The organism is Pseudoalteromonas spongiae UST010723-006, assembly GCF_000238255.3.
GTDB classification, from domain to species: Bacteria; Pseudomonadota; Gammaproteobacteria; order Enterobacterales; family Alteromonadaceae; genus Pseudoalteromonas; species Pseudoalteromonas spongiae.
The window spans coordinates 1,686,705-1,708,121 of sequence record NZ_CP011039.1 but is presented as its reverse complement, the minus strand read 5'-3'; the positions used below and the strand labels follow the sequence as shown (position 1 = coordinate 1,708,121).

Sequence of the window (21,417 nt, the reverse complement as noted above, 5' to 3'; positions counted from 1 at the left end):
ATTGGCTTGTTATATGCTCATAAACCTACGCTAATAAATTTACTATTTAACTTTTCACTTAAACCTTTTTCTAATTCTAAAGGCTGAGTATCTAGTTGCTCTCTGATAAATTTTAAGTTTTGAGAATATTCGGGATTATTAGCCATTTTTTCTACGTTGTAATAAATACGTGAAAATAAATCATCGTCTAAATATTTTTGAGACTCAATTGCACCCTCTCGAATTAACCTTTCCCGAAGGGATAGTTTGTAAAAAATATCATCTACAGTAAGTCTTAAAACATGTGCTCTAAAATCAGTTATACGTGCATTATCTATTTCTTTTACTGAAGCTTTGCAATTTTCGTTTGTAGCTTCAATTAACTGTTCAACTTTTGATTTGTCTTGTGCAAATGCAAGAGATGAAAAGAACGATAAAATTAGAAGTAATCTCATTGCTCCTCCTGAGCATATAACAGTTTATTAAGAGGCAAGTTGCCTCTTTTTCTACCGCAACATCGCCTGTTTACATACTGAAGCAATTTATAACACTAATAATTAGTTGTTACTAGTCAGATAGTTATTTGAAAATTGACATTTTATCAGTTGTAAAAAACAGGCAAATTGCCTGTTAATAATATTAAGGGGGATATAATCATTAATAAATGGATAGATTATTCAACGGCTGCTATTCGCTCATGGCGGCCTGTCAGGAGAAGTCCAAACCTATTCATAGAAACTACAAGAACAAATATTAGCTGCAACAATTAATGCTAGCTGAAGAGTTACTATTTCAATTCGCTCTAAATTTCAGACAAAAAAAGAGCCGCATAATGCGGCTCTTTTAGTTACAACTTAAGATTAAACTGTTTTTGCCATTGGTGCGCTTGCTTTACCAACTGGGTTAATGCTACCCGGTTGCATACTGCTTGCACTTGGTACTTGGCGTTCACTGTGTGGCATTGCTGATGGCATTTCAAAACCTTCAGTCATTGCGCCACCAGACGCTTTTGTCATTGGCGCACTTGCATGGCGATAAGCTACGCCGTTTGTCGCAGGTGCTGTGTTTGTTTCAGTTTGAGCAGCAACCGCTGCAACACTTGGTGTTTCAACTGTTGTCGTTTCTGCTTGTTGCGTTTCAACAACGTCTTCAGCAGCTGGAACGGCAGCGTCAAGGTTTTCACCGTTAGCGTCTTCAACTACTTCAGCTTTAACTTCAGGCTGCGTTTTTTCAACTTTTGGTGCTTCTTCAACTTTAGTTGGTTCAACGACAACCTCAGCTGCAGCATTTTCTGCGACCTTTGTTTTAACAATCGGTGCTTCAACAGCTTCGGTTTTAGTCTCTTGCACTTCAGGAGTTGCGACTGAGTCAACTTCCACTTCTGCCATTGCTTGATCAGCAACTGGTACAAAGCCTGGTGACTCCGTTGTCTCAAGTTCAATATCAGACTTAGTTTCGCTTGGCTTTTTACGACGCTGACCGGCTGCACGTAAATGGCGCGGCGAACGGCGAGAGCGAGTACGTGTCTCTTTTTCGTCGTCGTTTTGTGATTCAGCGCTTTCAGTCGCGGCTTTTGGCTCACTAACTTGTTCTACAGGTTCATTGGCTACGTCGTTAGCAACAACCTGTTGCTCGGCAACTTCTTGTGTTTTTTGCTCTGCAACCGGCGCGTCAGCGTTTGATTCTGAAGCCGCTACAAGATCAGCGTTTTCTACTTCTTCAGTCACTTTTGCTGGCTTTTTCGCTTTTACAGGCTTAGAACGCTGTGGCTTTTGCTTTTCAACCGGAGCTGTATTTTCAACTACAGGCGCTTGCGTTTCTGTATTTGTCTCTAACGCTTCATTGGTTTTCTCAATACGCACTTTTTTACGCATATTGCGACGTTGACGACGCTCTTTTACTTTAACCGGCTGTTGTTGATTTGCTTCCACCTCAACAGGCTTTTGTTCTTTCTCAACCTTGTTAGCGTTTGAGCGGTTGTTACGGCGGCGACGATTGTTGTTCTCTTTTGAGTTACGTTTTTCATCGCGCTGTTCGCGTTGCTCTTTTTGCTCACCAGCAGCTTGCTTATTACGGTTGTTCGGTTTGCGCTGATTGCGACGTCGATTGTCGTTACCACGTTGGTTATTACGACGACCACCGCGTTTTTGTACCGGCTTTTCTGGTTCTTCAGAAGCAAACAGGCTACCAAACCACTTAGCGATCTTAGTGAATAAGCCTTCTTTTACTTCTTTTTTAACTGGCGCAGGTTCGCTTGGTACAACAACACCTTGGAGTACTGGTTGCTCTTTAACCGCTTTTTCAGCGTGAACAATGGCATCCGTTTTTACTTCAGGTGCTTGAACTTGGTCAAAGCTTACCGTTTCAATCGTTTCATCTTTCTTTAAACGCAATACTTCGTAGTGTGGTGTTTCCAAATGTGGATTTGGAATAATCACTACATGACAGCCGTGGCGTTTTTCAATACGGCGCACGCTCTTGCGTTTTTCGTTTAGTAAGTAAGTTGCTACTGGTACAGGTACTTGTGCATTTACTTGTGACGTATTGTCTTTAATCGCTTCTTCTTCTAGTAGACGAAGAATCGATAATGCAAGTGACTCGTTTGAGCGTACAGTACCTTGGCCGTTACAACGAGGGCAGGTGCCTTGGCTTGCTTCACCCAGTGATGGACGAAGACGCTGACGCGACATTTCAAGTAAACCGAAACGTGAAATTTTGCCAATTTGTACACGTGCGCGGTCTGGTTTAACTGCTTCTTTTAATTTGTTTTCAACAGCGCGTTGGTGGCGCGGCGGTGTCATATCAATAAAGTCGATAACAACTAGGCCACCTAAATCACGTAAGCGAAGTTGGCGCGCAATTTCATCTGCTGCTTCTAAGTTAGTGTTTAGTGCCGTTTCTTCAATATCGCCGCCTTTTGTTGCTTTAGACGAGTTGATATCAATTGATGTTAACGCTTCAGTTGGGTCAATAACGATTGAGCCACCTGACGGTAAACGTACTTCACGTTGGAATGCAGATTCAATTTGGCTTTCAATCTGATAATGGGTAAACAGTGGCGCATCACCTGTGTAAAGTTTTACACGGTTAATGAAGTCTGGGCGAAAACGTTCGATATGTGCTTTTGCTTCATCGAATACGCGCTGCTTATCAATTAAAATCTCGCCAATATCACGACGCAAATAATCACGAATAGCGCGGAAAATTACATTGCTTTCTTGGTGGATTAAAAATGGTGCCGGGCCGCTTTCTGACGCTTTTTTGATAGCATCCCAATGAACAAGCAGGGCACGTAAATCGTATTCAAGTTCTTCGAAAGATTTACCAACGCCGGCAGTACGTACAATTAAGCCCATGCCTTTTGGTAATTCTAAACGAGACAGTGCTTCTTTTAGCTCTGTACGCTCATCACCTTCGATACGACGAGAAATACCGCCAGCACGTGGGTTGTTTGGCATTAATACTAGGTAGCTACCTGCAACGCTAATAAAGGTAGTCAGTGCTGCACCTTTTTGGCCGCGCTCTTCTTTATCAACTTGTACAATTACTTCTTGGCCTTCTTTTACAACATCTTTGATGTTTGGGCGACCGTTGAAAGTGTAACCTTCTGGGAAGTAACTGCGGGCAATTTCTTTAAGAGGGAGGAAACCGTGACGCTCAGCGCCGTAGTCGACAAAAGCAGCTTCTAGAGATGGTTCTACGCGGGTAATTTTACCCTTATAGATATTTGCTTTTTTTTGTTCATGGCCAGGGCTTTCGATATCTAGATCATATAAGCGCTGTCCATCAACCAGTGCAACGCGCATTTCTTCTTGTTGCGTTGCATTGATCAGCATACGTTTCATATTGTTAAACTCTGTAATAGTAGTAAGAGATTAACAACCAGTGTTGTTCAGACACCCACAAGTTTGTGCAGTCTCACGACTGGGCTGTCTGGGGGGAGTATAACTCCGATTTTCTGTTAAATTGCCATTCTAGGCAGGTGCTCGGTATTTGTTTCTTACCCAGCACAAAAATTCATTTAATTTTATTCTGAACGACGTTTGGTCGTAAATCTCGTATTTTATCTTTTAAAATACGTTTATTAGCTGAGTTAGATGGGGCTTTTCTGAATTACAATCTAGTACACTCATTGGTTCAGGGGGCCGCTACATGCGCTTTAAGATCGTTAAAAGCTTTAGAAAGCTGTCATAGACCTGTATGATCTGCGTCTTAAAGCGTGTTTCATCGTTAGCTTTGGCTAATAAAACACCAAATTGACACGTGGAGCGTGAATTTTGCTCACAAAAGGTCAATTTCAAGCGCGATTATCCCATTAAATATGGACGCTTCGCAACTAAATTATTACTCAAATCAGTGATTAGGCAATGTCAGAACAGCAAAAAAATCAGGTCCAATTTGTTGACATCGATGAAGGCAACCATGGGCAACGAATTGATAACTTTTTAATTACCGCTTTAAAAGGGGTGCCAAAAAGTGCAATTTACCGAATTTTGCGTAAAGGCGAAGTGCGCGTAAATAAAAAACGCATTAAGCCAGTTTATAAGCTTCAAGCGGGTGATGTGGTACGTATTCCGCCAGTTAAAGTGGCTGAGAAGCAAGAGTTTGTACCTAAAAACTTAGATAAAATTGCAAAGCTTGAAGACGCAATTTTATTTGAAGATAAATACCTTATGGTTCTAAATAAGCCATCAGGTATGGCTGTTCATGGTGGCAGTGGCTTAAGTTATGGCTTAATCGAAGCGCTGCGTAGCATTCGTCCAGATGAACGTAATCTTGAACTGGTTCATCGACTAGACCGCGATACGTCAGGCTGTTTACTCGTTTCTAAAAAACGTTCGGTATTACGTGGGTTGCATGAACAACTGCGTGAAAAAACCATGGAAAAGAATTACTGGGCGCTGGTTACAGGTAGCTGGGCAAGCAAAATCAAGAATGTTACTGAGCCACTTCGTAAAAATACCTTGCAGTCGGGTGAGCGAGTAGTGCGCGTAGACGAGGCAGAAGGTAAGCCGAGCCAAACACGTTTTCGTGTTTTAGAGCGTTTTGGTCAATTTGCGACGTTAGTGCAAGCATCACCAGTAACGGGTAGAACCCATCAAATTCGTGTACATACGCAATGTAAAGGTCACCCAATTGCCTGCGATGATAAATATGGTGTTGCTGAGTTTGATAGCGAAATGAAGAAAAAAGGCTTAAATCGCCTATTTTTACACGCACATGACCTTACCTTTATTCACCCTAAAACAGAAGAGTCGATGCGTGTTGAAGCGCCATTGGATAATCAGTTAAAGAACTGCATCAAAACACTACGTGAAGAAGCATAGATGACAGCGAAAGAACTTATCATTTTTGATTGGGACGGTACCATTATGGATACCGTGCCAAAAATTGTGAATACGGTAAAGCTTGTTGCAGATCGTCACCAGTTAACAAGGCCAAGTGATGATGCTATTCGTCAAATTATTGGTCTTAGTTTAGAGGTGGCAATTGAGAAGCTTTTTAATGAACCAAGTGCAACGTTTGAGTTAGCGCAATCATATAAAGAGGTGTATGTGTCAGAAGACGATACGCCATCGACGTTGTTTCCCCATGTTTTTGAATGTTTAACAGCATTAAAAAACAAAGGTTATACATTGGCTGTAGCGACGGGCAAAAGTCGCAAGGGGCTTGATCGTTTAATGCACGAAACTCAGCTAAGTTCATTTTTTAAAGCGACACGTACCGCGTGTGAGTGCGCCTCTAAACCATCACCAGAAATGATTTTAGAAATTTGTAGCGAACTTAATATAGCTGCTAATAAGGCCGTGATGATAGGCGATACCAGCATGGACTTGGCAATGGCTCAAAATGCCAAGGTAGCCTCTATTGGTGTTAGCTTTGGCGCACATCCGGTTTCTCAATTAGAGCCTTATGCGCCAGTCGCGATCATCGATCAGTTCGAGCAGCTAGTCGACTTATTTTAAATCCAGTGGGTCAATACCAATTTGTGCAAGCAGGTTGGTTAGCTTGATTAACGGCAGACCCACAAGGGAATTGGGATCCTCACCTGAGATCTTATCAAACAACACAATACCTAACCCCTCCGATTTAAAGCTGCCCGCGCAATTCAGTGGCTGTTCTTTATCTATGTATTGTTCAATTTGAGCTTGGCGCAATGTTTTAAAGTACACATCGGTGGTGTCGTGAGTTACTAAGGTGTTATTAGTTGCAATATCAAACACGGCAAGTGACGTGATAAAACGCACTTTATTACCTGAAAATAAAGAAAGTTGCTTAATTGCGTTATCGCGCGTATGTGGTTTTCCGAGTATTTGCACTTTGTTATTTGGCGTTTCAAATACGGCAACTTGATCAGAACCAATCACCACACCTTGTTGATAAAATTGAAGCGCTGTTTTGGCTTTTTCAAGCGCTAATCGCTCAACCAATTCGATCACACTTTCATTGGCTTTTGGCGATTCATCAATATTAGGTGAAAAGCTCTCAAATACCGGTAAAATTTTTTCTAAAATTGATTTTCGAAACGGCGAACTTGACGCTAAAATAAACGGAGTTTTCATGATAATTTTCATCGAATACTTACTTTTTGCGCAGAATAGGATTCAATTGCGCTAAATGCAAAGGAAAGTTGAATTTTATTTTGACTCTAAGTCTAACAATCTATATGATGCAGCCCCTATGCAAAAGGTGAAGATTCCGATCACGCTTGATCCTATACGAACCGCACAAAAACAGGTCACTTATGACGGTATTGTGTTGTTCGAGCAACTTCCTCGATTACTCGATGTAGTTGTACGGAACGAGGGTGAGGTCGAAGTTAAAATTCATTTCAGAAAAGACGAACAGGGAATTAGTGTTGTTGAAGGCCATGCCAACGCCAACATTACAACTATTTGTCAGCGCTGTAATGAAGAGTTAGGGTTGGATTTGGAACTAGACTTTGCTTATTCGCCAATAGGTATAGGTAAGTCATCTGAGCATCTACCGTCATGTTATGATGTGGTAGAGATGGATGAGGAAGGTGAAATTAATTTACATCAACTTGTTGAAGATGAATTAATGTTAGCCATCCCAATAGTACCGATGCATGAAGAGTCTCATTGCAGATTTTCAGAAAAGCCTTTGAGCTTTGGTGAAATAGAAGCAGAAGATGACAAACCAAATCCATTTGAAATTTTGAAACAACTTAAGAAAGATTCTTAGGAGATAAGGCAATGGCTGTACAAAAAAGCAAGAAGTCTCGCTCTAAGCGTGGTATGCGTCGTTCACACGATGCGATCAATGGTCCAACTCTAACAGTTGATCCAGTATCAGGTGAAACGCACCGTCGTCACCACGTAACTGCAGACGGTTACTACAAAGGCGAAAAAGTAGTTTCTTAATAGAGCTATTTTGATGTCTAATCTAACCATAGCGTTAGATATAATGGGGGGCGATTACGGCCCCCGTTCTTCGTTGCCTGCAGCAATTGAAGCTGTAAATTCGCACGATAATATCACCCTGATATTATGCGGTAACGAAACCCTCATTCGCACAGAGCTTGAAAAGCTCGACGCTTTGCAACACCCTCGATTACAGATTAAACATTGTAGCGAAGTCGTTAATAACGACGATAAACCATCCACAGCGTTACGCTGTAAAAAAGATTCCTCCATGCGAAAAGCCCTTGATTTAGTTAAATCAGGAGAAGCACAAGCATGTGTGTCTGCCGGTAATACTGGTGCACTGTTTGCAATGGCTTATTGCATCTTGAAAATGCTGCCGGGTATTAGTCGACCAGCATTAATCAGTTCGGTTCCAACTGAAAAACCTAAACCAGTTTATTTATTGGATTTAGGGGCTAATGTTACTGCGGATCCAGAAACATTGTTTGACTTTGCCGTAATGGGCAGTGTGGTTGCCGAACAATCGCAAGGCATTGAAAACCCGACTGTAGGGTTACTTAATATCGGCGCAGAAGATATTAAAGGGCATGAAGATATCAAACGCGCGTCAGAACTGTTTGAACAATCAAATGCACTTAACTACATCGGTTATTGTGAAGGCACCGACATTTTTAAAGGCAAGGCCGATGTTATTGTATGTGATGGTTTTGTTGGCAATATTGCATTGAAAACCTGTGAGGGAATTGCCAAAATGATCATTCATAAACTGAATAAAACCCTCAAAAAAAGCATTTTTTACCGCGCCGCAGCACTTTTAATGTTTCCAGTGCTAAAAAAACTCTATAAAAAGATGAACCCCGACCAGTATAACGGTGCAAGTTTGGTAGGATTACGCGGTATTGTGGTTAAAAGTCACGGTAATGCAAAATCGCCGGCATTTTTGGCGGCGATAAATGAAGCCGTGCGGGAGGTTGAAAAGCAACTTCCTGAGAAAATAGCAGCACGATTTGCTGCGCTGAAAGGGCAACAACTCGCGTTGGACAATGAGGAAAATGATCCACTTTGTTCACCGTGCAATAAATAGCGGCACTTTCACCACCAAAAGAATTTTATAACCAGCAAATGCTGGTTTTGTTTTGTTATAGAAGAAGAAACTATGTCAAATAACACAGCGATTTTATTTCCAGGCCAAGGTTCACAAACTGTGGGCATGCTGGCTGAACTACTTGCAGAATCAGATGTTGTTAAAGCAACCTTTGCCGAGGCAAGTGACGCACTTGGTTACGATTTAGCAGCACTTGTGCTAAATGGTCCAGCAGAATCATTAAATGAAACGCACCGTACTCAACCTGCGTTATTAACCTCAAGTGTGGCTATTTATCGTCACTTTATTGAAGCAGGTGGCGAAAAGCCAAGTGCAATGGCTGGTCACAGCTTAGGTGAATACTCAGCATTAGTTTGTGCTGGCGTTATTTCACTTTCAGAAGCAGTAAAGCTTGTTGAAAAACGTGGCCTTTATATGCAAGAAGCAGTACCAGCGGGTACTGGCGCAATGTACGCAATTATTGGTCTAGCTGATGATGCAATTGCAAAAGCTTGTGAAGATGCAGCGCAAGGCGAAGTAGTATCGCCAGTAAACTTTAACTCACCTGGTCAAGTTGTTATTGCAGGCCAAAAAGCAGCAGTAGAGCGTGCAGGGGAACTGTGTAAAGAAGCAGGTGCAAAGCGTGCATTGCCGCTAGCTGTAAGCGTGCCGTCACACTGTGCATTAATGAAGCCAGCAGCTGATAAATTAGCGGCTGATTTAGAAGCGATTACATTTAATACTCCTGAAATCTCGGTGATTAATAATGTTGACGTGGCTACTGAAACTGCAAGCGAAGCAATTAAAGATGCATTAGTACGTCAACTTTACAGCCCAGTTCGTTGGACTGAAACAGTACAAAAATTAGCGCAAGATGGCTTAACAACGACTTATGAGTTTGGTCCAGGTAAAGTATTAACGGGTCTTGCAAAACGTATTGATAAATCGGTAAGTTGCGCTGCAGTTAACGATTTAAACACTCTTTCTAGCGTTTTAGACGCATAATTTACGGAAAATTTTATGAGTAACTTATTCTCTTTAGAAGGCAAAGTAGTACTAGTAACCGGTGCAAGCCGTGGTATTGGTAAATCAATTGCTGAAACACTGGTATCGCTAGGTGCTAAAGTTGCAGGCACTGCAACAAGCGAAAGTGGTGCGGGTAAAATCAGTGATTACTTAGGTGAAAACGGCAAAGGTTATGCACTTAACGTAACAGACGCTGAGTCAATTGAAGCGACATTAGCGGCTGTAAAAGCTGACTTAGGCGATATTGATGTATTAGTAAATAATGCGGGTATTACTCGTGACAACCTACTTATGCGTATGAAAGACAGCGAGTGGGATGACATTATCGACACTAACTTATCGTCAATCTTCCGTTTATCAAAAGCGGTATTGCGTCCAATGATGAAAAAGAAAAATGGCCGTATTATCAATATTGGTTCAGTGGTTGGCACTATGGGTAATGCAGGTCAAGCTAACTATGCAGCAGCAAAAGCGGGCGTAATCGGTTTTTCTAAATCTATGGCGCGTGAAGTGGCTTCTCGTGGCATTACAGTTAACGTAGTAGCGCCTGGTTTTATCCAAACAGATATGACTGACGAGCTAACAGATGACCAAAAAGCAGCAACGCTTGCTAACGTGCCTGCGAACCGTTTAGGTCAACCGAACGAAATTGCAGCAGCAGTGGCTTATTTAGCATCTGACGCGGCTGCGTACGTAACCGGCGAAACATTACATGTAAACGGCGGTATGTACATGATCTAAGTCGTCACGTAATCGTAATTTCGGCGAAATAGTGAAGTTTAGGGTTGAAATTGCGGTGAAAGTAGGCGATAAAAGGTTAGTTTTAGATTTATGAGGTTCGACCAGATAATAAAAATCGAAATGAATCTTGAATCATAAAATTTTGCAGCGTAAACTACGCCGCAATCTGAAAAATAACGCAAAAGCGTTTTTTAATTAAGGAAACAAGAATGAGCAACATCCAAGAACGTGTTCAAAAAATCATCGTAGAGCAACTAGGTGTTCAAGAAGAAGAAGTAAAAGCAGAAGCATCATTTGTTGATGATTTAGGCGCTGATTCACTAGACACTGTAGAACTAGTAATGGCTCTAGAAGAAGAGTTTGACACTGAGATCCCAGACGAAGAAGCTGAGAAGATCACTACAGTTCAAGCAGCTATCGATTACGTTACTGCTCACGCTGAGTAATTAAAGCATAGACATTAAAGGCAGCATTCCAGCTGCCTTTAGTTTTTCAAAAGCCCTCATTAGGGCTTTTGTATTATCTGCACCTAATATATTTTGGAGATGACTGTGGCTAAACGTCGAGTAGTGGTTACTGGCCTAGGTATGTTAACCCCACTAGGTAATGATGTTGATTCAACATGGCAAGGTTTATTAGCGGGTCAAAGTGGCATTGGTTTAATCGACCATTTTGATACGTCTGATTTTGGTACTAAATTCGCGGGTCTTGTAAAAGATTTTGACCCAACACTTTATATGGCGAAAAAAGATACCAAAAAAATGGATTTATTCATTCAATACGGTATTGCTGCTGGTGTACAAGCATTTAAAGATTCAGGTTTAGAAGTAACTGAAGAAAATGCTGAGCGCATTGGTGTCGCTGTGGGTTCAGGTATTGGTGGTCTAACACTTATCGAAGAAAACCATGTTAAATTACTTAACAGTGGCCCTCGCAAATTATCACCGTTTTACGTGCCTTCAACCATTATCAATATGATTTCAGGTCATTTATCGATTATGCACGGCCTAAAAGGTCCAAATATTTCGATTGTTACGGCATGTACGACAGGTCTTCACAATATTGGTCATGCAGCACGTATGATCGCCTACGGTGATGCAGATGCAATGGTTGCAGGTGGTGCAGAAAAAGCATCAACACCAATCGGTATGGGCGGTTTTAGCTCAGCACGCGCGCTTTCAACACGCAACGATGATCCACAAGCGGCATCACGTCCGTGGGATAAAGACCGTGACGGTTTCGTACTTGCAGACGGTGCAGGTGTAATCGTACTAGAAGAATACGAACACGCAAAAGCGCGTGGCGCAAAAATTTATGCTGAGCTTGTAGGCTTTGGTATGAGTGGCGATGCGTATCACATGACGTCTCCACCAGAAGACGGTGCAGGCGCCGCGTTAGCGATGAAAAACGCACTAAATGACGCAGGCATAAATGCCGAGCAAGTAGGTTACATCAACGCACACGGTACATCAACGCCGGCAGGTGATATTGCTGAAACCAACGCGGTTAAGTCTATTTACGGCGCCGCAGCAAGTGATGTACTAGTAAGCTCGACTAAATCAATGATGGGTCACTTACTTGGTGCCGCAGGTTCTGTTGAGTCAATCGTAACGATTTTATCGCTGCGTGACCAAAAAGTAACACCAACAATCAACCTTGATAATCCAAGTGAAGGTTGTGATTTAGATTACGTTGCGCACACTGCACGCGATGCGAAATTGGATTACGCGCTGTGTAATTCATTTGGCTTCGGTGGAACTAATGGCTCTTTATTATTTAAGAAGATATAATCGTTAGCAGAAATCGAATTGCGAATAAAAGCCTAGGATTTCCTAGGCTTTTTTGTGTGTATGGATATAACAATAATAAATAATAGCCAAACTCAAACTGTCGCCTCTAACGACCGAGCATTGCAATATGGCGATGGCTTTTTCACTACCATTAAAGTAGAAAATGGCAAACCGTGTTTGTTAGAACTGCATTTAGCACGGCTAGCGCGCTGTGTGACGCGTTTGTATTTTGATAATGTTGATTTATCAGCCATTGAAAACCAAATAAATGCGCTTGCAAGCGGCCATTCTCTGGCCGTTATCAAAGTCATTGTCAGTCGTGGTCAGGGTGGTCGTGGTTATCAACTGCCTACCGTGCAAGCGCCGCAGGTTTATATTTACACTGCTGATTTTCCCGAGAATTATTTAACGCTCAAACAACAGGGTATCACCCTCGATACCTTATCAACGCAATTGGCAGTTAATCCTTTACTTGCAGGGTTAAAAACCCTTAACCGTTTGGAGCAGGTGTTAGCAAAGCAAGAATTACAACAAAAAGGTGTTAGCGAGGGGCTTTTGCTTAACTGTAACCATGAAGTCATTGAAACCACGGTTGCAAATATTTTGCTCGTAAAAAATGGCCAGTTAATTACCCCAAAACTCGACAAATCGGGTGTGTTTGGTGTTTATTTAGCGCATTTAGCGAAGCATATCGATATTAAATTTGATACTGTGTCTCTAAGCGACTGCTACAACGCAGATAACTTATTTTGTTGTAATAGCTTAATGGGAATCGTACCAATTACACGCCTTGATACACATTACTACAGCCTTGAAAACGCACTTCAATTTTTAAACGAGCAAGCATTATGATACGAGCGTTTGCGTTTTTATTTACGACCTTAATTGCAGCGGTTGCCTTTGTGGGTATTCAGCTTAAGCAGTTACAAGCGACACAAATTAGCATTTCTGAACCAACACTTTATCAAGTAAAGGCAGGTACGGGCGTTAACGCAATGTGCCGCACATTTAAAGCAAATGGTTGGATAAACGACTGCTTTTGGCTCAAGGTATACGCCAAAATAAACCCTCAGTTAGTGGAATTAAAACAAGGCATGTACTTAATTGAGTCGCAGTCTTTTCTATCGTTAATTTCAAAGATGAATAAAGGGCGCGATCATCAATTTGCGTTTACTATTGTCGAAGGTTCAACCTTTAAACAGGTATTAGCCAGTTTTAAAGACGCACCGTATTTAGAATTGGTGTCAGAGCAATCGTTGCGAACTACACTCAGCATGTGGGGCATTAATCAAACTAATCCTGAAGGGTGGTTTTACCCAGATACGTATCATTATTCTGCTGGCGATAGCCAGTTAGATATTTTAAATCGCGCCTATGAAAAAATGGCTAATACCTTAGATATCGCATGGCAAACCCGTGATACCTCAGTACCACTTAAATCAAAATACGATGCACTTATTCTGGCATCGATCATTGAGAAAGAATCAGGCCACAATGCAGAGCGTGATTTAATTGCCTCGGTATTTGTAAATCGTCTTCATAAGGGCATGCGCTTACAAACCGATCCGACCGTGATTTACGGTTTAGGGGATGAATATCAAGGTGATATTAAAAAAGAGCATTTAAAACGTTACACCGATTATAATACGTATCGTATTAATGGATTGCCGCCAACACCCATTGCCATGCCATCAGAGCAGGCTATTTACGCGACTTTAAATCCACGATACTCTGATTTTTATTATTTTGTTGCATCAGGAGATGGTAAACACCATTTCTCTAAAACATTAGCTGAGCATAATGCAGCAGTTAGGAAATATATTTTAAAAAAATGAACGGTAAATTTGTTGTTATTGAAGGCCTAGAAGGGGCTGGTAAATCGTCTGCAATTGCAGTGTGTCAGCGCGTATTACATGACGCGCAGGTTAAATTTGTTAATACCCGGGAACCCGGTGGTACACCGCTTGCTGAATCGCTGCGCAGTTTAGTGAAAGCAACGCACGAAGAGAAAGTAAGTGATGCAACTGAATTACTGTTAATGTACGCAGCACGTTCGCAATTGGTTGAAAATGTTATCAATCCTGCGCTTAATCGCGGCGACTGGGTATTAGGCGATAGACACGATTTATCATCGCAAGCATACCAAGGTGGTGGCCGTGAAATCGATAAACACAAACTTGAAGCGTTCGCGGATATTGTGTTGGGCGAGCTTAAGCCTGATTTAACCTTATACCTTGATATCGATCCAAAGATTGGATTAGCGCGCGCTGCCAATCGTGGTGAGCTAGACCGTATTGAACTTGAACAATTAAGCTTTTTTGAACGTACTCGCGAAGTGTATTTAAACGCCGCAAAAAACGATAGTTCAATTGTTACTATTGATGCCAGCTTACCAATGGAAACTGTTCACAAGCACATTGAAAAAGCACTTAAGCAGTTTATTGACGGAGCGAATGCGTGATCCCAAGCTGGCTTCAACATAATTACCAACAGCTTCAGCAATTAGGCGCTACGGGGCAGTTGCATCATGGCCTATTGCTACTTGGAAAAGAGGGCGTTGGTAGTTTCGATTTAGCATATCAGCTGGCGTTAGATTTATTGTGTATGTCTAACGGCACGCAAGCATGTGGGGTTTGTAAAGCATGTACCTTAAATAAAAGCCAAACAAACCCAGATTTTATGTTGGTCAGTGCTGAAAAAGATAGCATTAGCGTTGAACAAGTGCGTGCGATCAGCGATTTTTTTGTTAGTACAGCAAGCTTCCAAGGCAATAAAGTGGTTATTGTGAAAGATGCCCATGCTTTAACCTTATCAGCAAGTAATGCACTGTTAAAAACCTTAGAAGAGCCCAACGCTAATCGCTATTTGGTACTGCTAAGTGATCCCAATACGCCACTACCAGCAACAATTTTAAGCCGTTGTTTCAAAATTACGTTAACGGTAGACGCCAATCAAGCAAAACAGTTTATTGGTGATTTAGGCATTGATGCCACACAACCTTGGGTTAATGCGTTTTTACATAGGCCGTTATGTTTAAAGCAATGGCAAGAAGACGGGCAACTAAGTGCCGTTGAATCTTTGTATCAGTTATCTCAGCAGCAAACGTTACAATCATGTCATAAGCAATTGCTTGAACTTTTTAACCAAAACACTGATTATATAGATATATTTGCGCAATTTTGCGCACAAAAATTGCAAACTGAGCTACTCAGTAATACGCTTGATGTAAAACGCTATCAAGAAAAAAATCAAGCATTGCTCAGTTTTGCGCATAAGTTTAAAGAAGTTAAAGGACTTAATTTATCGTTGCAGTTAAACCAGCTGTTAAAACAATTAAGTTATTTATAAATAGGACATTATTTTGCAAGAATTACTAGTCGATTTTGAAGATACACGTGAATTGTACAAGAGCTACATGCCTTATTTAAAAACAGGTGGCTTATTTGTACGCACCAATATGCAATTTGAAATGTCTCAACCATTAGCATTGCGCATTAGCTTGCCAGATGCACTTGAAGAAGATGTTATTACCGGTGAAGTCGTGTGGATCACACCACAAGGTAGCCAAAACTCAAACCCTCCGGGTGTTGGTGTGAGCTTTATCGATGATAAGAGCCAAGTGCGCGATAAAATCGAAAAAATGCTAGGCGGTATGTTAAACTCTAGCGATCCCACTTATACCATGTAGTTTATGGATTTTTTGTGATTGTAGATTCTCACTGTCATTTAGACAGACTTAATTTTGATGAGCTTGGTCTTTCTCTTGACCAAGTATTAGAAAACGCCCGCGCTAAAAGTGTAGAGCACTTTTTATGTGTGTCGGTAACCTTAGATCAATTTCCAAGTATGTTGGAAAAGGTTAAAGCGTATCCCGATGTGTCAGTTAGTTGTGGTGTACACCCGCTAGACCAAAAAGACGTACTTGATAAAGCACGTTTAGTTGAGCTTGCAACGCACGACAAAGTAGTGGCGATTGGTGAAACAGGTCTTGATTACTACTACAGTAAAGACACGCACCAAGTACAACAAGATTCATTTGCAGGGCATATTGATGTTGCCAATGAATTAAACAAGCCGTTAATCATTCATACCCGCGATGCAAAGCAAGATACCCTTGATATTATGCGCGCCCACAACGCACAAAACTGCGGTGGCGTATTGCATTGCTTTACTGAAGATTGGGAAATGGCAAAGCAAGCGCTAGATCTAGGTTTTTATATTTCTATTTCGGGCATTGTAACCTTTAGAAACGCCGCAGCGCTGCGCGAAGTGGTAGAAAAAATTCCGCTTGACCGTTTGTTAATTGAAACGGACTCGCCTTATTTAGCGCCAGTACCGCATCGTGGTAAAACTAATCAACCTGCATATGTTGAAGATGTTGCGTACTTTATTGCGGATCTTAAAAAGTTATCGTTTAAAGAGCTTGCAAAGGCAACGACAGATAACTTTTACGACCTCTTTAAACTAGCCAAGTAAACAGGATAACTGCGTGACACTGCCTATTCTGTTAACAGGACCTATGATCCGGCGAGCAGAACCGAGACAGGTCACGTTATTTATTGTAAGTTCCCAGCAAGCGCCGTTTAAAGTGAATGCACAGGCGCTTGGCGAATTTGAACAAACCCAACAAATTTTAGCACTTGGCGAACACTGTTTTTGCCACTTTTACTTTTTAAATAGCACATCGACTAAAGGGTTTGTGGTTGATACGCTAATTTCGTATCAATTAGAATACAACAATGCGCCCGTTGACTTGTCGGCGTTTTATCTTGATGGCCAATCATCGTGCAGCTTTGTTATTGCTAAACAGCTTAGTAGCATTTTGCATGGCTCGTGTCGTAACCCTCATCATGAATCAAAAGACGCGCTTATAACCGCAAGCCATTTTTTGGTAAGTAAACGCAAAAATAGTGAGCCAGAACCAAGTTTACTGGTGATGTCGGGCGATCAGATATACGCCGATGATGTTGCGGGCCCTATGTTATTAGCGATTGAACAGTTAATCCACCAGCTAAAGCTGTTTAAAGAGCCTAACCTGATTGACGAACTTCAGGCTGATGCTAAACATACGCTTTATACACGCGATACCATTTTACCGATAACCAAATGGCATGAGCGCTCTAAACTAGAGTTTGGCTATTGGTTGCGCCAAGATTTAGAACACTTTACCAGTTTAAAATCGCATAACCACTTGGTGCATCTTGAAGAATTTTTTGCGCTTTATTTATTAACAACGAGTGCAGCGTGTTGGCAGTTAGTTGGGTTAGATGATTTAACATTCGAATCGAATAATCAAAAACACAGCAATACATTTTTACAAGAAAAACAAAACTTAATCGACTTTGTTGATGGTTTGCCCGAAGTTGAAAGGCTATTTGCTAATATTTCTCATATCACCATGTTTGACGATCACGATGTCACCGATGATTGGAATTTAACGGCAGGATGGGAGCAGGCAGTTTATTCAAATCCGATAAGTAAACGCATTATTGCTAACGGCCTGATAAGTTATTTAGTATTCCAAGGCGTGGGTAACGATGGCGGCGAATATACCAAGGCGCTGTTAAATGCACTAGATGAGCAAATAACCACCCAGTATCGTCATTTAAAGCAATTTGATAATCAAATATTGGCATTTGATAGATGGCATTACACCCTTGATACTCAACCTAAAATTATTGCGCTCGACACCCGAACACACCGCTGGCGTAATGAAACCGATTTTAACGAACCGTCAGGTTTATTAGATTGGGAACAATTGGTCGAGCTTGACGATAATATGACAGGACTTGAGGAGGTTATTTTAATCTCACCAGCGCCGGTGTTTGGTGTTAAATCAATTGAAGCGATTCAAGCGATTTTTAACTTTTGTGGTCAACCATTATTAGTTGATGTGGAAAACTGGATGGCCCACGAAGGGGCGGCGCGAAAATTAATGCAAATATTCAAACGCGCAGATACGCCAATTGAAACGCTTATTTTGTCAGGTGATGTGCATTATTCGTTTTGTTTTTCGGTGCAAAGCCGTTTTTCAAATCGTGATAACCGTATTTGGCAATTGACTGCCAGCGGCATTAAAAATGAATTTCCTAAATCTTTGCTCAGCAAATTAAACACCTTAGATAGCATTTTGTACCATCCAAGTAGCCCGCTTAATTTCTTTACCAAACGTTGGCAAATGAAGGTGCATAAACACCGCCATAAACAATCAACAAAGCATTTAGTGAGTGATTCGGCAATTAGTTTGGTGTGTTTAGACAACGAACGACTGACCCACTACCAGCTATTACACGGTGATGGAAACATTACAGAATTTGATCTAAAAGAGAAAAGTTAAATTAAGCCCCGATTTTAACCTTCAATACCGCTGAAAAGTTGCAAAATACGGGGCTTAAGCCAAGTTTGTTGCGCTTTTACAAACGCCCAATAAAAATCGCCCAGGACCAATCCACATTGTCCTGGGCTTAGGGGAATGGCTCATTTAATGAGCCGTGCGCTAACTTACAAACTTGATCATTTCATAGGGAGAAGTGAAAAAGTATTAATAATTGTAGTTAAATTAATCAAAAAAAGGAAATTTTTGCTCAAAAAATAAACTCACAAAAAACAATTGGTTATAAATTGTTTAAAAAATTGTTAACAAGTTTTCATTGAGTTATTCCCAAGTTATCAACCGACTATCCCGAACTAACTCACGTGGTAAGCCATTTTTGATTTTGTTCTTTTGCCATTTACCTAAGCCAACGCAAGTATCGTTTAACAAAAGTAATACCTCGTCTTTCGCGCTAGTAACTTGTGCTAATTTAATATCTTTTCCTTGAAAGTAGTCACAAGCCTCTGAAACTGACAGTTTATGGGTGTTTTTAAGGCCTTCAGCGCCAAAGCAAGTTGCAAATTCATGCTGTAATCGAATGCCATTTTTATGCACCTTACCAAGCAAAATTCCAATGCGACTGTATTTAATTTTGTCTATTACCGAGTCTATATTGCTAGGGAACAACCAAAGCTCTTGCTCGCGTTGCCAAAGCTCGCCTGCAAGCGGTTTCATACCAAATTGCTTTTTGATTATTTGGTTAAATTGCTCGGTTGTTTTTTTATCGGCAGCAGTAAATGGAAAAGCGCCTTTTTTAACTTTAGGCTCAGGCTGTGGCACATGGGATTTTTTAACAAACTTGGCAACAAAAAAACCTTCGGTATCGTAAATTTGCGGCCAAATATGTAAGTAACCCTCATCGGTTGCCGAGTCTTTCACATTTTCAAATAGGTGAGTTAGCGGCACTACCTCAATATGGTCGGCAAATGTGGTGAGTAAATATTGGCATACCGCTTGGTTTTCAAGTGGCGTTAAGGTGCAGGTTGAATAAACTAGCGTGCCACCGGTTTTTAACGCATAAAACGCACTTTCTATTAGGCATTTTTGTACATCGGCAATTTCAATATTAGATTCAATAGACCAATTTTTTAATGCATTCTCGTCTTTACGAATAGTGCCTTCGCCTGAGCATGGTGCATCAAGCAGAATATGGTCAAAGCTCTGTTCCATATACTGACCAAAAATACTGGCGTCAAAATGCGAAAGGGCACAGTTGCTAATACCTAAACGCTGCATATTGGCACTTAATGACTTAATACGCGAACTCGAATACTCATTGGCAACTAATACACCGTCGCTTGAAAGGGCTTCGGCAATTTGAGTTGATTTACTGCCGGGAGCTGCTGCCATATCAAGCACACAGCTATCACTTAAGTCGTTACCATCTAACAGGGCGGTAACAGGCATCATTGAGCTGGCTTCTTGCACGTAAATACAACCAGATAAGTGAATATCGGTATTACCCAGTGAAAGTGATTGTTGGTTTTCAGGGCGTTCTAGCCAAAAGCCATTTTCACACCATGGCACTTGCGTTATTTGCCAGTCGTTTTGTTGCGCGTACTGTTTAAAACTGTCAACTGACATTTTTTTGGTATTTACGCGAACGGCCGTTCTAAGTGGCTTCTTACATGAGGCGAGGTAATCATCTATTGAGAGGTGATTTGGAATATAGCTTTCAACATCATCAATAAACGTTTGTGGAATATAAATATTAGAATGCACTTTTTATCTGCCATGTAAGGGGAATTGCGACAATAATACAGGAAATGTGGCACACTAAGCAGCATTCAAAATAATAATAATCTGATTATGCTTAACAAAATTTGGCTTTCATTTTTCATTATCGCGTTTGTGTCTGCATTAGCTACGTGGATAGGCGGTGACGGCTTAGTATTTGAAAGGTTGGTGCAAGCTCTATTTAGCATGGCCAAAGTATCCGTTGAAATTGCTATAGGCTTAATTGGCGCGCTGTGTTTTTGGTTAGGGGTAATGAAAATTGCCGAGCGCGGCGGCATGGTAGATGTGCTTGCCAAAGGCTTATCGCCACTATTTACCCGCTTAATGCCCGGCGTGCCAAAAGGACACCCAGCGTTTGGCTCAATTACCATGAATTTAAGCGCTAATTTACTGGGCCTTGATAATGCAGCAACGCCAATGGGCATTAAAGCCATGCATGATCTGCAATCACTTAACAAAACGCCTGATACCGCAACCAATGCGCAAATACTGTTTTTAGTATTAAACACCAGCTCAGTAACGCTATTTCCGATAGCGGTATTTGTGTATCGTGCACAGCAAGGCGCGGCCAGCCCAACCGATGTGTTTATTCCCATTTTATTAGCAACCTTTGCTTCAACCTTTGTTGGTTTGCTCGTTACGTGCGCCATTCAACGAATTAAACTGTTTAATACTGTTGTGCTGCTATACCTTGGTGGGTTAGTAGCCATTGTGATGGCACTTATTTTGTATTTTATGAACCTCACCACAGAGCTAATGCAAACGCACTCCGCGATTTTCAGTAACTTTTTAATATTCGCGTTTATTATTGTGTGTTTATGTTGGGCAAGTATTAAAAAAATAGATGTGTACGACAGCTTTATTACAGGTGCCAAACAAGGGTTCGAGCTATCTATTTCTCTCATCCCATATTTATTAGCTATGTTGTGTGCCATTGGCGTATTTAGAGCGAGCGGGGCGCTTGATTATGTATTGGATTGGCTGCGTACTGTAGTGATTACGCTTGGCGGTGATACACAATTTGTAGATGCCATGCCAACCGCTTTTATGAAGCCACTTTCAGGCTCTGGCGCGCGGGCAATGATGTTAGAAACCATGAATACCCATGGTGCAGATTCATTCGCAGGGCGTTTAGCATCCACCATTCAAGGTTCAACCGAAACCACTTTTTATGTTTTAGCTGTGTATTTTGGTGCAGTTGGCATTAAGCATACTCGCCATGCGGTGGGTTGTGGTTTAGCTGCAGATTTCGCTGGAATTTTAACAGCCATTGGTGTGTGCTATTGGTTTTTTGGTTAG

At 41.3% G+C, this 21,417-nt stretch carries 21 protein-coding genes; 17 read left to right on the top strand and 4 right to left on the bottom strand.

Annotated elements, in window-relative coordinates:
• Positions 1–17: 17 nt before the first annotated feature.
• Both PSPO_RS08030 and rne read right to left on the bottom strand, forming a co-directional pair.
• Positions 18–434: a hypothetical protein gene (locus tag PSPO_RS08030; RefSeq protein WP_010559947.1), complete on the bottom strand. Its 417-nt coding sequence runs from the start codon at positions 432–434 to the stop codon at positions 18–20.
• Positions 435–839: 405 nt separating this feature from the next.
• Complete coding sequence (gene rne / locus PSPO_RS08025) at positions 840–3,824, bottom strand: ribonuclease E (protein ID WP_010559948.1); 2,985 nt, start codon at positions 3,822–3,824, stop codon at positions 840–842.
• A gap of 522 nt (positions 3,825–4,346) precedes the next feature.
• On the opposite strand from rne, the gene rluC reads away from it, so the two are divergent.
• Together rluC and PSPO_RS08015 are read left to right on the top strand one after the other, a co-directional pair.
• Positions 4,347–5,306 (top strand): 23S rRNA pseudouridine(955/2504/2580) synthase RluC, encoded by a 960-nt coding sequence (gene rluC, locus PSPO_RS08020; protein ID WP_010559949.1) that lies wholly within the window; start codon positions 4,347–4,349, stop codon positions 5,304–5,306.
• Positions 5,307–5,945: an HAD-IIIA family hydrolase gene (locus PSPO_RS08015; RefSeq protein ID WP_010559950.1), complete on the top strand. Its 639-nt coding sequence runs from the start codon at positions 5,307–5,309 to the stop codon at positions 5,943–5,945.
• Here PSPO_RS08015 and PSPO_RS08010 read toward each other — a convergent pair.
• Positions 5,937–6,542 (bottom strand): Maf family protein, encoded by a 606-nt coding sequence (locus PSPO_RS08010; RefSeq protein WP_040641642.1) that lies wholly within the window; start codon positions 6,540–6,542, stop codon positions 5,937–5,939. The genes PSPO_RS08015 and PSPO_RS08010 overlap by 9 nt on opposite strands.
• Positions 6,543–6,660: 118 nt before the next feature.
• Here PSPO_RS08010 and yceD point away from each other — a divergent pair, with 118 nt between their 5' ends.
• The 14 genes from yceD to PSPO_RS07940 all read left to right on the top strand — a co-directional run bounded on the left by yceD (position 6,661) and on the right by PSPO_RS07940 (position 18,345).
• Entirely contained in the window at positions 6,661–7,185 is a 525-nt protein-coding gene (gene yceD / locus PSPO_RS08005) for a 23S rRNA accumulation protein YceD (protein ID WP_040641640.1), read from the top strand.
• Positions 7,186–7,196: 11 nt separating this feature from the next.
• Positions 7,197–7,364, top strand: coding sequence for a 50S ribosomal protein L32 (gene rpmF / locus PSPO_RS08000; protein ID WP_010559953.1), 168 nt, complete (start codon positions 7,197–7,199; stop codon positions 7,362–7,364).
• A 10-nt stretch (positions 7,365–7,374) separates the two neighbouring features.
• On the top strand, positions 7,375–8,451 hold the full coding sequence (gene plsX / locus PSPO_RS07995) for a phosphate acyltransferase PlsX (RefSeq protein WP_051320891.1): 1,077 nt from the start codon (positions 7,375–7,377) through the stop codon (positions 8,449–8,451).
• Between the two features lie 72 nt (positions 8,452–8,523).
• Positions 8,524–9,456 (top strand): ACP S-malonyltransferase, encoded by a 933-nt coding sequence (fabD, locus tag PSPO_RS07990; protein ID WP_010559955.1) that lies wholly within the window; start codon positions 8,524–8,526, stop codon positions 9,454–9,456.
• A gap of 15 nt (positions 9,457–9,471) precedes the next feature.
• The gene (fabG, locus tag PSPO_RS07985; RefSeq protein ID WP_010559956.1) at positions 9,472–10,218 is read left to right on the top strand and encodes a 3-oxoacyl-ACP reductase FabG; all 747 of its coding nucleotides are present in this window, start codon (positions 9,472–9,474) and stop codon (positions 10,216–10,218) included.
• 209 nt (positions 10,219–10,427) lie between these two features.
• Entirely contained in the window at positions 10,428–10,664 is a 237-nt protein-coding gene (acpP, locus tag PSPO_RS07980; protein WP_010559957.1) for an acyl carrier protein, read from the top strand.
• Positions 10,665–10,769: 105 nt separating this feature from the next.
• Positions 10,770–12,008 carry a beta-ketoacyl-ACP synthase II gene (gene fabF, locus PSPO_RS07975; RefSeq protein ID WP_010559958.1) on the top strand — a complete coding sequence of 413 codons (1,239 nt, stop codon included), beginning with the start codon at positions 10,770–10,772 and terminating at the stop codon, positions 12,006–12,008.
• 60 nt (positions 12,009–12,068) lie between these two features.
• Entirely contained in the window at positions 12,069–12,860 is a 792-nt protein-coding gene (pabC, locus tag PSPO_RS07970) for an aminodeoxychorismate lyase (RefSeq protein ID WP_010559959.1), read from the top strand.
• On the top strand, positions 12,857–13,843 hold the full coding sequence (gene mltG, locus PSPO_RS07965; RefSeq protein ID WP_010559960.1) for an endolytic transglycosylase MltG: 987 nt from the start codon (positions 12,857–12,859) through the stop codon (positions 13,841–13,843). Before pabC ends, mltG begins: the two co-directional genes overlap by 4 nt.
• Complete coding sequence (tmk, locus tag PSPO_RS07960; RefSeq protein WP_010559961.1) at positions 13,840–14,469, top strand: dTMP kinase; 630 nt, start codon at positions 13,840–13,842, stop codon at positions 14,467–14,469. Before mltG ends, tmk begins: the two co-directional genes overlap by 4 nt.
• A complete protein-coding gene (locus PSPO_RS07955) occupies positions 14,466–15,356 on the top strand; it encodes a DNA polymerase III subunit delta' (RefSeq protein ID WP_010559962.1) in 891 nt (296 codons plus the stop codon). Before tmk ends, PSPO_RS07955 begins: the two co-directional genes overlap by 4 nt.
• 13 nt (positions 15,357–15,369) lie before the next feature.
• On the top strand, positions 15,370–15,696 hold the full coding sequence (locus PSPO_RS07950; protein ID WP_010559963.1) for a PilZ domain-containing protein: 327 nt from the start codon (positions 15,370–15,372) through the stop codon (positions 15,694–15,696).
• A gap of 14 nt (positions 15,697–15,710) precedes the next feature.
• On the top strand, positions 15,711–16,484 hold the full coding sequence (locus tag PSPO_RS07945) for a TatD family hydrolase (protein WP_010559964.1): 774 nt from the start codon (positions 15,711–15,713) through the stop codon (positions 16,482–16,484).
• Positions 16,485–16,527: 43 nt separating this feature from the next.
• Complete coding sequence (locus PSPO_RS07940; protein ID WP_051320890.1) at positions 16,528–18,345, top strand: metallophosphoesterase family protein; 1,818 nt, start codon at positions 16,528–16,530, stop codon at positions 18,343–18,345.
• A gap of 318 nt (positions 18,346–18,663) precedes the next feature.
• Here the strand turns inward: PSPO_RS07940 and rsmF are convergent, their stop codons facing one another.
• Entirely contained in the window at positions 18,664–20,103 is a 1,440-nt protein-coding gene (rsmF, locus tag PSPO_RS07935) for a 16S rRNA (cytosine(1407)-C(5))-methyltransferase RsmF (protein WP_010559966.1), read from the bottom strand.
• 87 nt (positions 20,104–20,190) lie between these two features.
• On the opposite strand from rsmF, the gene PSPO_RS07930 reads away from it, so the two are divergent.
• Positions 20,191–21,417 (top strand): nucleoside recognition domain-containing protein, encoded by a 1,227-nt coding sequence (locus tag PSPO_RS07930; protein ID WP_010559967.1) that lies wholly within the window; start codon positions 20,191–20,193, stop codon positions 21,415–21,417.

Excerpts from the sequence above, each read along its gene's own strand:
- rne (WP_010559948.1), bottom strand. The coding sequence starts at position 3,824 with ATGAAACGTATGCTGATCAATGCAACGCAACAAGAAGAAATGCGCGTT.
- tmk (WP_010559961.1), top strand. The coding sequence starts at position 13,840 with ATGAACGGTAAATTTGTTGTTATTGAAGGCCTAGAAGGGGCTGGTAAA.
- yceD (WP_040641640.1), top strand. The coding sequence starts at position 6,661 with ATGCAAAAGGTGAAGATTCCGATCACGCTTGATCCTATACGAACCGCA.
- mltG (WP_010559960.1), top strand. The coding sequence starts at position 12,857 with ATGATACGAGCGTTTGCGTTTTTATTTACGACCTTAATTGCAGCGGTT.
- PSPO_RS08010 (WP_040641642.1), bottom strand. The coding sequence starts at position 6,542 with ATGAAAACTCCGTTTATTTTAGCGTCAAGTTCGCCGTTTCGAAAATCA.
- rpmF (WP_010559953.1), top strand. The coding sequence starts at position 7,197 with ATGGCTGTACAAAAAAGCAAGAAGTCTCGCTCTAAGCGTGGTATGCGT.
- pabC (WP_010559959.1), top strand. The coding sequence starts at position 12,069 with ATGGATATAACAATAATAAATAATAGCCAAACTCAAACTGTCGCCTCT.
- PSPO_RS07930 (WP_010559967.1), top strand. The coding sequence starts at position 20,191 with ATGCTTAACAAAATTTGGCTTTCATTTTTCATTATCGCGTTTGTGTCT.
- fabG (WP_010559956.1), top strand. The coding sequence starts at position 9,472 with ATGAGTAACTTATTCTCTTTAGAAGGCAAAGTAGTACTAGTAACCGGT.
- acpP (WP_010559957.1), top strand. The coding sequence starts at position 10,428 with ATGAGCAACATCCAAGAACGTGTTCAAAAAATCATCGTAGAGCAACTA.
- rluC (WP_010559949.1), top strand. The coding sequence starts at position 4,347 with ATGTCAGAACAGCAAAAAAATCAGGTCCAATTTGTTGACATCGATGAA.
- fabD (WP_010559955.1), top strand. The coding sequence starts at position 8,524 with ATGTCAAATAACACAGCGATTTTATTTCCAGGCCAAGGTTCACAAACT.
- PSPO_RS08015 (WP_010559950.1), top strand. The coding sequence starts at position 5,307 with ATGACAGCGAAAGAACTTATCATTTTTGATTGGGACGGTACCATTATG.
- PSPO_RS07940 (WP_051320890.1), top strand. The coding sequence starts at position 16,528 with ATGATCCGGCGAGCAGAACCGAGACAGGTCACGTTATTTATTGTAAGT.
- PSPO_RS08030 (WP_010559947.1), bottom strand. The coding sequence starts at position 434 with ATGAGATTACTTCTAATTTTATCGTTCTTTTCATCTCTTGCATTTGCA.